Source organism: Sulfitobacter sp. 1A13353 (assembly GCF_043557255.1).
GTDB lineage: Bacteria > Pseudomonadota > Alphaproteobacteria > Rhodobacterales > Rhodobacteraceae > Sulfitobacter > Sulfitobacter faviae.
In genome coordinates this window covers 1-14,200 of the sequence record NZ_JBIFFS010000002.1, presented here as the reverse complement: position 1 = coordinate 14,200, position 14,200 = coordinate 1, and the positions used below count along the sequence as shown (strand labels likewise).

The 14,200-nt window shown below is 62.2% G+C and carries 11 protein-coding genes and 4 tRNA genes; 9 read left to right on the top strand and 6 right to left on the bottom strand.

From position 1 onward, the window contains the following. Nucleotides 1-32 precede the first annotated feature (32 nt). The 6 genes from ACGYLO_RS03820 to ACGYLO_RS03795 all read right to left on the bottom strand — a co-directional run bounded on the left by ACGYLO_RS03820 (nucleotide 33) and on the right by ACGYLO_RS03795 (nucleotide 6,526). On the bottom strand, nucleotides 33-746 hold the full coding sequence (locus ACGYLO_RS03820; protein WP_271687597.1) for a DUF3307 domain-containing protein: 714 nt from the start codon (nucleotides 744-746) through the stop codon (nucleotides 33-35). Nucleotides 747-859: 113 nt separating this feature from the next. Then, nucleotides 860-1,477 carry a hypothetical protein gene (locus ACGYLO_RS03815; protein WP_271687596.1) on the bottom strand — a complete coding sequence of 206 codons (618 nt, stop codon included), beginning with the start codon at nucleotides 1,475-1,477 and terminating at the stop codon, nucleotides 860-862. A gap of 117 nt (nucleotides 1,478-1,594) precedes the next feature. Then, complete coding sequence (locus ACGYLO_RS03810) at nucleotides 1,595-2,806, bottom strand: glycerophosphodiester phosphodiesterase family protein (RefSeq protein ID WP_271687595.1); 1,212 nt, start codon at nucleotides 2,804-2,806, stop codon at nucleotides 1,595-1,597. 187 nt (nucleotides 2,807-2,993) lie between these two features. Continuing rightward, nucleotides 2,994-3,356 (bottom strand): SUF system Fe-S cluster assembly protein, encoded by a 363-nt coding sequence (locus ACGYLO_RS03805; RefSeq protein WP_209218051.1) that lies wholly within the window; start codon nucleotides 3,354-3,356, stop codon nucleotides 2,994-2,996. Between the two features lie 93 nt (nucleotides 3,357-3,449). Then, nucleotides 3,450-4,832, bottom strand: a complete 1,383-nt coding sequence (gene rimK / locus ACGYLO_RS03800; protein WP_067265023.1) for a 30S ribosomal protein S6--L-glutamate ligase — start codon at nucleotides 4,830-4,832, stop codon at nucleotides 3,450-3,452. Nucleotides 4,833-4,900: 68 nt separating this feature from the next. Next, nucleotides 4,901-6,526: a mechanosensitive ion channel family protein gene (locus ACGYLO_RS03795; protein WP_276155984.1), complete on the bottom strand. Its 1,626-nt coding sequence runs from the start codon at nucleotides 6,524-6,526 to the stop codon at nucleotides 4,901-4,903. A 370-nt stretch (nucleotides 6,527-6,896) separates the two neighbouring features. On the opposite strand from ACGYLO_RS03795, the gene tgt reads away from it, so the two are divergent. The 9 genes from tgt (at nucleotide 6,897) to ACGYLO_RS03750 (ending at nucleotide 14,200) form a co-directional block, all read left to right on the top strand. Then, entirely contained in the window at nucleotides 6,897-8,024 is a 1,128-nt protein-coding gene (gene tgt, locus ACGYLO_RS03790; RefSeq protein WP_271687592.1) for a tRNA guanosine(34) transglycosylase Tgt, read from the top strand. Between the two features lie 105 nt (nucleotides 8,025-8,129). Then, nucleotides 8,130-9,224 carry an alkene reductase gene (locus ACGYLO_RS03785; RefSeq protein WP_271687591.1) on the top strand — a complete coding sequence of 365 codons (1,095 nt, stop codon included), beginning with the start codon at nucleotides 8,130-8,132 and terminating at the stop codon, nucleotides 9,222-9,224. Between the two features lie 232 nt (nucleotides 9,225-9,456). Continuing rightward, nucleotides 9,457-11,868, top strand: coding sequence for an endopeptidase La (lon, locus tag ACGYLO_RS03780; protein ID WP_271687590.1), 2,412 nt, complete (start codon nucleotides 9,457-9,459; stop codon nucleotides 11,866-11,868). 153 nt (nucleotides 11,869-12,021) lie between these two features. Next, a tRNA-Val gene (locus ACGYLO_RS03775) sits at nucleotides 12,022-12,096 on the top strand. A 133-nt stretch (nucleotides 12,097-12,229) separates the two neighbouring features. After that, on the top strand, nucleotides 12,230-12,811 hold the full coding sequence (locus ACGYLO_RS03770; protein ID WP_271687589.1) for a histidine phosphatase family protein: 582 nt from the start codon (nucleotides 12,230-12,232) through the stop codon (nucleotides 12,809-12,811). Continuing rightward, complete coding sequence (locus ACGYLO_RS03765; protein WP_271687588.1) at nucleotides 12,808-13,377, top strand: histidine phosphatase family protein; 570 nt, start codon at nucleotides 12,808-12,810, stop codon at nucleotides 13,375-13,377. Before ACGYLO_RS03770 ends, ACGYLO_RS03765 begins: the two co-directional genes overlap by 4 nt. A 41-nt stretch (nucleotides 13,378-13,418) precedes the next feature. Next, nucleotides 13,419-13,494: transfer RNA gene (locus ACGYLO_RS03760), tRNA-Val, on the top strand. A 401-nt stretch (nucleotides 13,495-13,895) separates the two neighbouring features. Then, nucleotides 13,896-13,972: transfer RNA gene (locus ACGYLO_RS03755), tRNA-Asp, on the top strand. Nucleotides 13,973-14,123: 151 nt separating this feature from the next. Next, nucleotides 14,124-14,200: transfer RNA gene (locus tag ACGYLO_RS03750), tRNA-Asp, on the top strand.

Genomic DNA, 14,200 nt, shown 5'->3' with positions numbered 1-14,200 from the left:
AGATAGGGGTGCGGCGCGGCGATCTCAAGCCGTCAGAAGGAATTCATTGCGGCCTTGGTGGCGAAGGCGGCGATGAGCGCCCAGCCGAAAGAGGCCAGCGTGCCGATAATCACGTATTCGCTTATCTTCTGGTTCTTTTTCACGGTGTCAAAGCGCAGAATCGACTTTGCCGCGATGAGAAAACCGATGCCCGCAGGCTCGCCGATCACGACCATTAGAAAGATCAACGCGCGTTCCAGCAGGCCGATCATCCGGCCCGCATTCTCCAGCCCATCCGGTTGGGCCTGCGCCTTGTGCGGCAGCATCAAACCACCCACGGCGGGACCGCCTGCGAGCGTCGCGGTGATCAGCCCCGCGATAAACAGGGCGGGCGGGATGAGCATGCTGCTGTGGTCGGCCCAGATGCCGCGGGCAAAGGCGTCGGGGGCATAGTGGACAAGGGCTACGATGGTGATGAGATGGGCGAGTTGATCGGTAAGGTAGGGCCAAAGCCGGTCGCGCTTGTGCTCCGACACGGCGTAGGTCTTAAGCGCATCAATTGCGGTATGGGCAAGCGCGAGGAGGGCGGCGGGCATCAAACTGCCGCCGAGGGCCAGCGCGGTCAGGGCAAAGACGATAGCGCCGTGGAGCAGCAGCATCTGCGGCTTGCGCTTGGCGGCGACCATCGCATTGGTTTGAAAAACGAAATCGGCCAGCAAGTGAGCGATCAGGCAGGCGAGAGCGGTGGCGATGGCCTGTTCGGTCATAGAAATTCCGGTAGTTGGTGATGGCGTCCATTTGAAAAGCCATGGCGAGCCGGGGCAAGCGTTTTCTTATGGTGTTTAACAGCCTAATTTGGGTGTAATTTGATAAAACAGGCTTAAAGGGCTGTTTTGTGCGTTTCCAGAACCTCGCAAACCTCCCGCAACTCATCTATCCCCGCCGCGTCCACATGGCCCTGTACGCTCTGCTGCGTCAGGTCGAACTCCCGCGCAAGCTCCACCTGCAGGGGTGGTTCGGGGGCCAGCATGTAGTAGGCGACCTCGGCTTGGCGCTTGGTCCAGCCGCCCGCGATCCGGTCGGCGAGCGGTAGGGCTACGCGCAGGGCAAGGGGGGCGTCGGGCGCGTGCATGCGCCGCGCGCGGGGCATGTTGTCGAGCGCGTGGCCGGAGCTGACCAGTGCCGCTCCGTCCGCGCGGGATAGGTCGTTACCTGCGAAATGCGCGGGGCCGATACCGATGCCAAAGCGGGTGTCGGCGGTCTTGCCGCAGCGGCGCACGGTGGCGCGTAGGACGAGGGCGGCGCGGAAGGTGAAGGCGGACGCCACGGCCATCTGCCAGCCATCTCCACGAAAACGGGTCATCCGGGCGGGCTGGCCTTGCCAAGCAGTCAGCGCCTCGGCGGCGTCGTCAAGGCGCGCGAAAATGGCATCCAACTCCGCCCGGCTCATCGCGGAGGATTTCACGATATCGCCGGTAAAAATTGCCCAAGTTTCCATGGCTTGCCCCTTGTTTCCCGCAATGTCGCAGGAAGGTGAAATCCATGCAAGCCCGGCCACGGAAAAGGGCCGCCCGAAAGGGGGCGGCCCTTACGGCGTTCTAACGGCTAGGACCGATCAGAGGCCCATGCAGTTCGCGTAATAGGTCACGGTCGCGGGCCAGTCAGAGAAGACACCGGCCACGCCTACGTCTTGGGCCAGCACATCCAGCGCCACCAGATAGTCGCTGTCGTCTTTCACGATGTCATTGACCGACTGGAAGTACCAACCGCCACCCGAGGCGAGCGGGCCGGAGCGCTCCAGCGTCCATGCGATCAGGGTCAGCCCTGCTTCTTTCGCGGCCATGGCGTATTCGGATGCGGCGATGGCGCCGTCCTTATTGGTCAGCATCATGTTGAGCGAGGGGGCAAGGTAGTTCACGCCCTTGGCTTTCAGATCGGCGAAATCCTCGGCCCAAGTCTCGGGGTTTTGCTCATCGAAACCGTCGGACCATTGCACCAGATAGACAGCCTGTTTGCCGAATTCCGGTGTGTTCTCAACCCAGTAAAGCACGTCTTCGAGGTTGAAGGACTGCGGCCAAACGTCGGAGGCGGGGATACCTGCGGCGACATATTCATCCACCAGTTTCTGCGCGTAGTCTTCCTGAGAGAAACCCTCGTGCGGCATCTCGACGGAGGGGGATTTCAGCTCAGGCGTGAACTTGGCGCCCAGAGATTTGAACAGTTCGATCGATTCCGCATGGGTCATCAGATCGGCCTTGTCGCTGTAAAGCTCGGTGCGCCAATTCGCGACACCGCCCTGATAGTCTTCGGCGGTGGTGGCGGTCTTGTCGGCGCTGTCCATCTTGGGCGTCAGGGTGCGGAACTCGGCCAAGGTGATGTCGGAGGTGCGGCATTCGGCGCTGGCGGGCGTGTCGCCCGAAGCTGCGGTAAAGCTGGTGGTGCATTTCTCGGCCAGATCGGAGACGAGGATGTTCGTCGTGGTGTGCAGGTCGTTCTGCGCGTGGCGGCAGACCAGCTCATGATCGGCGGTAAAGGTCACGTCGCATTCCAGAATGCCTGCGCCCATGCGCGCGGCGGCGACGTTGGATTGCACGGTGTGCTCAGGAAACATCAGCGGCGCGCCACGGTGGCCGATGGAGAAATCGGTTTTGGTGGCGTCTTGCCCCATGCAGGAGGCCAGCTTGTCCTTCAATGCGCCCTCGGGCAGCCTGTCCACCAGATAGGCCGGACGGGGGCCGTATTCGACCGGGGTCGCGGCAGCATCGGCCTGGGCCAGCGCCATGCCGGGCGCGAGGGCCAGAGCGGCGAGAGAAACAAGTGTTCGCATAATGTTATCCGTTCGTGAATGAAGTTCTGGGGCTTCTATGGGTGCCCGATGTAACGGTTTCACGACCGGATCATGTCAGTCAAATGAACAATCCGCGGTGACCCCGCTCGGCGGGAAGCGGCCAAAAGAAAACGCCGCCGATGAGTTGCATCGGCGGCGTCTGTTGTTCGCGCTGCGAGACTGTCGGTTACATGAAGCCCAGTTCGAGACGGGCTTCGTCCGACATCATGTCCATGCCCCAAGGCGGCTCCCAAACCAGTGCCACATTGACCTGCTTGACCCCGGCAATCGGCTCGACCGCATCGGCAACCCAGCCGGGCATCTCACCGGCCACGGGGCAGCCGGGCGCGGTCAACGACATCTTGATGTCGACTTCATTCTCGTCGTTGATGTCGATGGTGTAGATCAGCCCCAGTTCATAGATATTCACTGGGATTTCGGGGTCATAGACCGTGCGACAAGCCTCAACGACCTGCTCATAGAGCGGGTGATCGGTGGAGGAGGGCGCAATCAGCGGTGTCCCTTCGAGCGGTTGGGTCTGTTCGGTCATCTCTTGCCTCGCATCATTCTCGACGTTTTATATAGGGATTGCGGGCAGGGGCGTAAAGTGGCCCCGAGCCAGGCAGGGCTGCTGCCGCCCCCGTTATCCGCCTTTGCGACGCCGCGCGGGCTGTGGCTTTACGCGGGCCTCGATCTCATCATAGACCTTGCCGACGATGTCTTTCTTGGTGGCATTCTCGATCCCCTCGAACCCGGGGGAGGAGTTGACCTCAAGCACCTTTGGCCCGCTTTCCGACCGCAGCAGATCGACCCCGGCGATGCCTAGGCCAAAGGCACGGGCGGCGCGCACGGCGGTATCGCGTTCCTCTTTCGAGATGCGCACGACCTTGGCCGAGCCGCCCCGGTGCAGGTTTGAGCGGAAGTCCCCCTCGGCGCCCGTGCGTTTCATGGACGCCACGACCTTGCCCGCCACCACGAGGCAGCGGATGTCTTCACCGGCGGCCTCCTTGACGAAGTCCTGCACGAGGAAGTTGGCGCGCAGGCCACGGAAGGCGTCGATCACCGACTCGGCGGCCTTCTTGGTCTCCGCCAGCACGACGCCCTTGCCTTGGGTCGACTCCAGCAGCTTCACGATCAGCGGCGCGGTGCCCACCAGCGCCATCAGGTTGGAGGTGTCTTTCGGCGATGCGGCAAAGGCCGTGGTCGGCATACCGATCTTTTTAGCGGCCAAGACCTGATGAGCGTGCAGCTTGTCGCGGCTCGCGGTGATCCCGGCAGAGCCGTTTACGCAATAGGTGCCGATCGTCTCGAACTGGCGGATCACGGCGGTGCCATAGGGGGTGATCGACGCGCCAATGCGCGGGATCACCGCGTCGTAGCGCGGCAGACGCTTGCCGTCGTAATGCACCTCGGGGGCGAGTTGGTTGATCGCCATATAGCAGCGCGTGGTGTCGATCACCTCAACCACATGGCCGCGCGCTTCGCCCACCTCGACCAGCCGGCGGGTGGAATAGTTGTCTTCCCGGCTCAGCACAGCGATGCGCAGCGCCCGCTGCGGCGCTTTGTGGCGCAGGCTGGCGGTATGGTAGACGTCGTAATTCAGGTCAGGCTGCAAACGCCGTTCGGTGGCCGAGATGTTGATATGTTCGGTCAGCGCCTGACGGCCAAGCAACATGCGGCTGGTCATGGTGCCCCGGTTGGTCAGGGTCACGTCGATGGGCCAGCTTTGGCCGCCGACCTCAAGCGTGGTGGCGATGACGAAACGTTGCTCTGACTCGCCGTTGGAAGAGGTCACCTCGCGCCGGTCGATGATCGGGGCGGAACAGGTGATCGAGATATCTTCGCGCCCGGCGATGGGATGCACGTTGAACCGCACCTTGGGTTTGGAGGCGGGGCCGAAAACTTCGATGTCATGGGCATGCAGCGCCGAGGTGCGCGCGCCGGTGTCGACTTTGGCTTTGATCGCGGGCAGGCCAAGATCGGGCAGGGCAACCCATTCTTCCCAACCGAATGTGAGTTTTTCCATTGCCTGCTCCTTGGGTCATTGGTCTGCCTGCCTAACCTGCGGCAGGGGCTGCATCAAGCGGCGCGATGTCAGGGGGTGCCCATATCCGCAGGGGCGGGGGGCAACATGCGGACGTCGTCTTCTTTCTCCATCCGTGCGGCGGCGGCAAGAAGTTCCTCACGCACGCGGCATTCGATATCCCAAAAGGTCGCGGCATTGTCGGTGGGCAACTCGAAGCGCACCTTGATGCCAAAGGCATCTTGGTCGAGCACATGCACCTTGGCCTTGTCCATCGGTTTGACATCATCAGGGTCTTCGCGGGCCAAGAGGTCAAAGAACACGCGGCGCAGGGCTGCCACATCGGCGTTTTGCGACAGGGTCAGAATGATGGGGCGCACCATGGCGTGATCCTCGATCGACCAGTTTTCAAAAGCGTCGGAGACGAAATAGCTGACCGGCACGATCAGCCGGGTGCCGTTCCAGTTGAGCAGTTGCACGTAAGTAAAGTGAATTTGCTCGACCGTGCAGAAATGCCCTTCGAAGATCAGTTGGTCCCCGATCCGTGCAGAGCGGTTCAGCGCAATCTGGATAGAGGCGAGGATATTGCCCAGAACCTCACGCGCGGCGAAACCCAAGACGATGGTCACCGCACCGGCAGAGGCCAGCAGCGACAGGCCAATGGTGTTGTCCGCGTTGCTGGAAACGAGGATCACCCCCGAGGCCACCAGCACGGCGATCACGATCACCCCTTTGCGCGCCGCCGCGATTGTCGTGGCGATGGAGCGCATATGGGCATTCATCGGATCGGCAAGCTCATAGGCGTTGTTGGGGCTGATCCGGTCAAAGATCTCGTCAAAGGTAAAGACAATGGCGAGGGCGGCGGCGGTAACATAGGCGATCAGCAAAATCGGGCTCAGCACCGCGTCAATAAAGCCCGAGACAACCAAGACCCGGCTGGTGGCCGTGCCGATGATTGCCGCGCAAAGCACGATGGCGGCGGGCCAGCGGAAGGAGCGCAGCACAAAGCGCATCCAGCGGCGTTTGGCGGCCTGTCCGAGGCGGCGCATGATGCTAAAGGCGAACCAACCGGCTGTCAGGGCGACGACGACCAGCAAAGGCAGGAACAGCACCTCCCACAGGTACATGCCCCAAAAGGCGCGGATGCGCAGCCAGTCGGGCAGCATCGTCTCAAGGTCTGTCGGGCCATACTGCGCGTGCAGATGCGGAATGTTGTCGATGCTCTGGCGCGAGAAGACCCAGACCGGCTCGGCATCCTCACCGGGTTTGATCCGGTTGAGCCGCAGCGGCACGTCATGGCCGCCCAGTTCCAACCGGTCGATCAAGAGCGAGCGGCGCACGCGCCCGGTGTCATTGTCCTCGGCCGAGCCTGAGAGCCAGCCGTCGGGCCGGTCCGCCAGCCTGCGCCATGGCACGACGACCTTGCGCTCCATCAGAACGGAAAGTTGAAAAGCGCGCTCGGCCCCAATAATCGCCTGATCCCCTTGGGGCAGGTCCGACAGGTCAAGGATATGGGCCGCGTCCGAATAGTGCCCATTGTCGGTGAGGTAGATGAAACTTTCCAACGCCGCCATTGGCGTACCGCGGTCCAGCGTCTCAGGCGGGGGCGGCAGGCCGGGGTTCAGCTCGGTCGTTTGAAACCATTTCTCCTGCGCCTGCCCGGTGGCGGCCCCCGTCAGCAGCGCAATCGCCAGCACGAAGGCCCCCAGAAAACGAGGAAACACAGTCGCGAAAGCGCGTGGGAGTAAGGCAAGCCGCTGCATGGATAGCGCAATGTAGCGGGGGTTCGGGCAATTCAAGGCTACGCGGCGCTTTGAAACGCTATTTGCGCGCTTTGGGCTGCGTTGAGGTTGCGCGTAGCGAGCCGCGCATAGTTGGATTGCTGGCTTCAAAGCGTGCGCAGGAATGCGTTGGGGGTGATCAAGCGGCGGCGATCCAGCCCGGCCAAGCACCAAGCCCGTTATCCTTTGAACGATACCATTCTCGTGCAATCTGGGCTATTTCGGCTTTATTGCATGTTTCCCGCCACTGGTTTATCGCGCCAGTCGCAGGCAGAGAGGGCAGCGTATGACCAGCACCGGATTCACCAAACACGCGCAGGACGGCAAGGCACGCAGCGGCGTGATCCAAACCCCGCGCGGCGAGATCCGCACGCCTGCCTTCATGCCGGTGGGCACAGCGGCGACGGTCAAGGCGATGATGCCCGAAAGCGTGGCCTCCACCGGCGCGGACATTCTGCTGGGTAATACCTACCACCTCATGCTGCGCCCCACGGCAGAGCGTGTGGCCGCCTTGGGCGGGCTGCATAAGTTCATGAATTGGGACAAGCCGATCCTGACCGACAGTGGCGGTTTCCAGGTGATGAGCCTTGCTGGCCTGCGCAAGCTGACTGAACGCGGCGTGACTTTCAAAAGCCACATCGACGGCTCCAAGCATGAGATCACGCCGGAACGCTCGATGGAGATTCAGGAGCTTCTGGGTTCCGACATTGTCATGTGTTTCGATGAATGCCCGGCGCTGCCCGCCGACCGGGACCGCATCGCCGAAAGCATGCGTCTGTCGATGCGCTGGGCCAAGCGCAGCCGGGAGGCCTTTGGCGACCGCCCCGGTCACATGCTGTTCGGCATCCAGCAAGGCGGGTTGGAAGAAGACTTCCGCCAAGAAAGCGCCGAGGCGCTGCGCGAGATCGGCTTTGACGGCTATGCCGTCGGCGGTCTGGCCGTGGGGGAGGGGCAGCAGGCGATGTTCTCTACCTTGGATTTCTCGACCGACATGCTGCCCGAGGACAAGCCGCGCTACCTGATGGGCGTGGGCAAGCCCGACGATATCGTCGGTGCCGTGGCGCGGGGCATCGACATGATGGACTGTGTGCTGCCCTCACGCTCTGGCCGTACGGGGCAGGTCTTTACCCGGAGGGGCGTGCTCAACATCAAGAACGCGCGGCATCAGGATGATCCGCGCCCGTTGGATGAGAATTGCAGCTGCTCGGCCTGCCGCAACTATTCGCGCGCCTATCTGCATCACGTCTTCCGCAGCCAAGAGATCATCTCGTCCATGCTGCTGACATGGCACAACCTGCAATACTACCAAGACATCATGGCCGGCATGCGCGAGGCCATCGCGGCGGGGCGGTTCACCCAATGGCAGGCCGATTTCCACGCAGGCCGCGAACAAGGTGACATCGACCCGCTCTGAGGGGTGGGCGCTTCGGCCTCACGGGAATTTGTGCGGATGATCCTTGCTGCAAGGTGGCGGGGTCTTAGGTGCCTTGCACATTCTATTGCAAGGAAAGGCCCGAATATGACCGAGAAGCTTTTTACCCCTTTCACCGCCGGTGAGATCGCGGCCGAGAACCGTTTGGTAATGGCCCCCCTAACGCGCAACCGCGCGGATAATGAGACCGGCGAAGTCTCGGACATGCATGTCGACTATTATCGCCAGCGGGCCGGCGCGGGCATCATCATCACCGAAGCCACCCAGATCAGCCCCGAGGGCAAGGGCTATTTCCAGACCCCCGGCATTCATAGTAAGGGTCAGGTCGCCGCGTGGCGCAAGGTGACCGACGCGGTCCATGCCGAAGGTGGGCGGATCGTCATCCAGCTTTGGCATGTGGGCCGGATCAGCCACACCTCTCTACAGCCCGATGGCGGCAAGCCTGTCGCGCCTTCTGCTATCGGCGCTGGCGTAAAAACCTTCACCGCCAATGGGTTCGAGGATACCTCCGAGCCACGCGCGCTTGAATTGGATGAGATGCCGCGTCTGGTCGCCGACTATGCCCATGCCGCCGAGATGGCCAAGAAAGCTGGCTTCGACGGGGTCGAGGTTCACGGGGCCAATGGCTATCTGCTGGATCAATTCCTGAAAACCGGCAGCAACAAACGCGAGGACGCCTATGGCGGCAGCGTGGAAAACCGCGCGCGGCTGCTGTTCGAGGTGCTGGATGCGGTGACGGAAGTCTGGGGCGGCGAACATGTGGGGCTGCGCCTCTCGCCCTTTTCGCCCGCCAACGGGATCGAAGACGCCAATCCGCAAGAGACCTTTGAATATGTCGTGAAGGGGCTCAACCGCTACAACCTGTCCTATCTGCACCTTGTCGAAGGCGCGACAGGCGGCTCGCGCGAGTTGGACGAAGGCGAAAGCATCGCCGCGCTGCGGGCGCTCTTTGACGGGCCTTACATGGCCAACAACGGCTATGACCGCGAGATGGCGATCAAGGCCGTGGCCGAGGATAAGGCCGATCTGATCGCCGTGGGCCGCCCCTTCATCGCCAACCCCGATCTGCCGCGCCGCTGGCAGATGAACGGGCCGCTGAACGAGGGCGATACCGATACCTACTACGGCGGTGGGCGTGAAGGCTTTACCGATTATCCGACGCTGGAACAGGCTGAAGCCTGACCGATCAGGGGCGCCCGCGCGGCGCCCCTGTCTTACGACGCGTGCAATTGGGGCGAATTCACCCCATCGCGCGCTTGCCTCCACCCCGCCGAAGCGCGATGATGGCGGCCGAATAGCCCGCAAGGGATTGAAACAGGCGGATGGGATGCACACATGTCCTGTCCAGAAAAGGGGATGTCAGAGGCCGCCTATAACAGGGGCCCGGATGTCTTGCTAAGATAAGGAATTGAGCATGTTAGAGCCACTGAACGCATCCTACCCGGTGCTTCCGCTGCGCGACATCGTCGTGTTTCCCCACATGATCGTGCCGCTTTTCGTTGGCCGCGAAAAATCTGTCCGCGCCCTTGAAGAGGTGATGGCGGACGATAAACAAATCCTGCTGTCGAGCCAGATCGACCCCGCCGAGGATGATCCCGACACATCCGGCATCTACAAGGCCGGTGTGCTGGCCAATGTGCTGCAACTGCTGAAACTGCCCGATGGCACCGTGAAAGTGCTGGTCGAAGGGCAGGCGCGGGTGCGCATCACCGAATACCTTGAGAACGACAATTTCTTCGAAGCCCGCGCCGAGTATCTGACCGAGATGCCGGGTGACGCGGCCACCACGCAAGCGCTTTTGCGCACCGTGGCTGATGAGTTCGAGCGCTACGCCAAGGTCAAGAAGAACGTCCCCGAGGAAGCGCTCGCAGCCGTTGGCGAAAGCGCCGAGCCTGCACGTCTGGCCGATCTCGTGGCCGGTCACCTCGGCATCGAGGTCGAGCAGAAGCAGGACTTGCTGGAGACGCTCAGCATCTCCGAGCGGCTTGAGAAGGTTTACGGCCTGATGCAGGGCGAGATGTCCGTGCTGCAGGTCGAGAAGAAGATCAAGACCCGCGTGAAGTCCCAGATGGAGCGGACGCAGCGCGAATACTATCTGAACGAACAGATGAAGGCGATCCAGCAGGAGCTGGGCGACGGCGAGGACGGCAAGAACGAAGTTGCCGAACTCGAAGCCAAGATCGCCGAGACCAAGCTGAGCAAGGAAGCCCGCGAGAAGGCCGAGGCCGAGCTGAAGAAGCTCAAGAACATGTCGCCCATGTCGGCCGAGGCCACCGTGGTGCGCAACTACCTCGACTGGATGCTGTCCATCCCGTGGGGTGTGAAATCCCGCGTGAAGAAGGACTTGGGCCGCGCGCAAAAGGTTCTCGATGACGATCACTATGGCCTTGAGAAGGTCAAGGAGCGCATTGTCGAGTATCTGGCCGTGCAACAGCGCTCGACCAAGATGAAAGGCCCGATCATGTGCCTCGTCGGCCCTCCGGGCGTCGGCAAGACCTCCTTGGGCAAATCGGTCGCCAAGGCCACGGGGCGCGAGTTCATTCGCATCTCGCTGGGCGGCGTGCGCGACGAATCCGAGATCCGCGGCCACCGTCGGACCTACATCGGCTCCATGCCCGGCAAGATCATCCAGGCGCTGAAGAAGGCCAAGACCACGAACCCGCTTATCCTACTCGATGAAATCGACAAGATGGGGCAGGACTTCCGTGGCGACCCGGCCTCGGCCATGCTCGAAGTGCTCGACCCGGAGCAGAACGGCACCTTCGTGGACCACTATCTCGAAGTGGAATACGACCTGTCGAACGTGATGTTCCTGACCACCTCGAACAGCTACAACATGCCCGGGCCGCTCTTGGACCGGATGGAGATCATTCCGCTGTCGGGCTACACCGAGGACGAAAAACGCGAGATCGCCAAGCAGCATCTGGTGGCCAAGCAGGTCAAGAACCACGGCCTGAAGGAGAAGGAGTTCAAGATTGAGGACTCCGCCCTGACCGGCATGATCCGCTACTATACCCGCGAGGCTGGCGTGCGGAATCTTGAGCGCGAGATCGCCAAGGTGGCGCGCAAGTCGCTGACCAAGATCGTCAAGAAGGAGGCTGAGAGCGTCACCGTCACCGGCGACAACCTCGAAGACTACCTCGGCGTGCGCAAGCACCGCTTCGGCTTGGCCGAGGAGAAGGACCAGATCGGCGTTGTGACCGGGCTGGCCTATACCTCCGTGGGCGGCGAGCTTCTGAGCATCGAGGCGCTGCGCCTGCCGGGCAAGGGCCGGATGAAGACCACAGGCAAGCTCGGCGACGTGATGAAGGAAAGTATCGACGCGGCCAGCTCCTATGTCCGATCGATCTCTCCGCAGATCGGGGTCAAGCCGCCGAAGTTCGACACGCTGGACATCCACGTGCACGTGCCTGACGGCGCCACCCCCAAGGACGGTCCCTCGGCCGGTCTGGCGATGGTCACCTCGATTGTCTCGGTGCTGACGCAGATCCCGGTGCGGCGCGACATCGCCATGACCGGCGAGGTCAGCTTGCGCGGCAACGCCATGCCGATCGGCGGATTGAAGGAGAAACTTCTCGCGGCCCTGCGCGGCGGCATCACCACGGTGCTGATCCCCAAGGAGAACGAGAAAGACCTGCCGGACATCCCCGACAACGTCAAAGAGGGGCTGACCATCATCCCGGTGGGCCATGTTTCGGAAGTTCTGGAGCATGCGCTGGTGAGCAAGCCGATAGCGATCGATTGGGACGAAGCCGCCCAAGAGGCCGCCGAGGCCGCGGCGATGAAGGCCCGTGCCGCAGGCGTGGATGCCACGACCACGCATTAAGGCGGAGCGGCCTGTCAGAATGTCATGAACGCGCGCCTTTCGGGGCGCGCGTTTTTCGTATTCACAATGGGGCAGGCCGTGCCGCATCTCGCGACAGTTTTTGCGCCAAACCCTCTTGCAAGCCGCGCCGCAATTGGCTACTTCGCCCCGCAAGGGTGATTAGCTCAGTGGTAGAGCGCTTCGTTCACATCGAAGATGTCAGGAGTTCAAATCTCTTATCACCCACCATTTTCCCCCTAGTTCGCGTTGGATTAGCTTGCCGCTCCGAGCCTGTGCCCATGTCCCATAGCTTGCCTTCTCTGCGTCGGAGTGATCCTTATCCCCATCGGCCCATACCACGGGCACAACGGGCGGAGAGAGCATGTCGGCACATCCCAAAATCTGGTTCCTGCGCCACGGGCAGACCGAGTGGAATCGCGCGTTTCGTTTGCAAGGGCATCTCGATTCACCATTGACCGATCAGGGCATCGCCGAGGCTGAGCGGCAGGCACAGATCATGCCAGCGATCCTTGCGCAAAAGCCGGATATCCTCGTCTCTCCGCTTGGCCGCGCGCAGCAGACGGCGCGGATTGCGTTGAATGGGGCCGCTTTCCAGACGGATGCGCGATTGATGGAGATACACGCAGGCGATTGGCAGGGGGCAACCCGGGACGAGATATTCGCCGCACACCCCGACCTCGCTGCCCGCGACCCGGCCCCCTTGGAGATCTACGCCGCCGCGCCGGGCGGGGAGGGGCTGGCGGCCTTTCGCGGGCGGATTCGGGCGGTGCTCGACAGTTTGACCGCGCCGACGGTGCTGGTCGCCCACGGGCTCTGGGGGCAGGTGCTTCGCGCAGAGGTATGCGGCGTCGATCCGGCAGAGGCCGGTCGACTCAGCAATCGACAGGGCTGCGTCTATCTGCTGGAGAACGGGACCGAGCGCATCTTGGAAGCCCCCGCATGAGCCGTTACCCGACGCTCTATATCCTGCGCCATGGGGAGACGGAGTGGAACCTCGCCAATCGGCTCCAAGGGCATTTCGATTCCCCGCTGACCGAGCGGGGGCGCGAACAGGCCGCAGCGCAGAACGCGATTCTGAAGCACTGCGATCTGGCGGGATTTTCGGCGCTCAGCAGCCCGCAGGGGCGGGCGGTGGTCACAGCCGAAATCGCGCTGGCGGGGACGGGGCTGGAGGCTGCGCCTGATCCCCGTTTGGGGGAGATCGGCATCGGCGCTTGGGCCGGAATGTCGCGCGATACGCTGCTGCGCCAAACCCCCGCCGCGCGTGATTCCTACGATCTTTATGAACACGCCCCCGAGGGGGAGGGATTCGCGGCACTTCACAAGCGCTGCCTACGCTTTCTGAACAGCCTGTCCGGCCCCCATGTGCTGGTCACCCACGGCATCACATCGCGCATGTTGCGCCTTATTTTACTGGGCCGCACGCCTGCCGCGCTGCGGGAGATGCAAGGCGGGCAGGGGGTGGTTTTCCGTCTTGAGAACGGTCAGCAAGAAAGGCTGACATTATAGGCTTGAAGCCCGCCCCCACCTTGGGCTATCAGGTCCAAGTCGGGTCGTTAGCTCAGTTGGTAGAGCGCTTCGTTTACACCGAAGATGTCGGGAGTTCGAGCCTCTCACGACCCACCATCCCTCCAACCTATTTATTTGGATCAACCGGCTGCCCCAGTGGTGAGCCCGACCGACGCCCGCCCGCTGCGCGGTCAGTCTGGGTCGGGAGTTCGAGCCTCTCACGACGCAGCATTTCCCTCTCGTTCAGCGATTGATGTTGGGCCAGCAGCTCAATGCCTCCGCAGCATAGCAGTATTCCAAGCCATAGCCTTCGTCAGCCCCGACCATGGGGCAGTCAAGTAAAAGCGGCCCGATCCCTCCGGAAAAACCACCCGATTTTCGGCCTCAAACCCGGCCCATCAAACGCCCCAAAAACAACTTACGAAAATTTCACATTTTCGCGCAAACCGCGCTTGACGGCGGAGCGCCCTCACCATAGAACACCCAAACGCTCCGGGGCGACCTGGAGAGTGCAGCGGGCGGTTGTAGCTCAGTTGGTTAGAGTACCGGCCTGTCACGCCGGGGGTCGCGGGTTCGAGCCCCGTCAACCGCGCCACCGCTGCCTGAAAAGGGGACCTCTCTGAGGTCCCTTTTTTCGTTTCAAATCCCCTTAAAATGCCACGCAAAAACTTCTTTTGAGAAAGCGCATTTTCTCGCGCGAATGCGCTTGACGCCCCGCGCCCCGTGGCCTATTCCGCCCACATCGCGCGGTTGTAGCTCAGTTGGTTAGAGTACCGGCCTGTCACGCCGGGGGTCGCGGGTTCGAGCCCCGTCAACCGCGCCA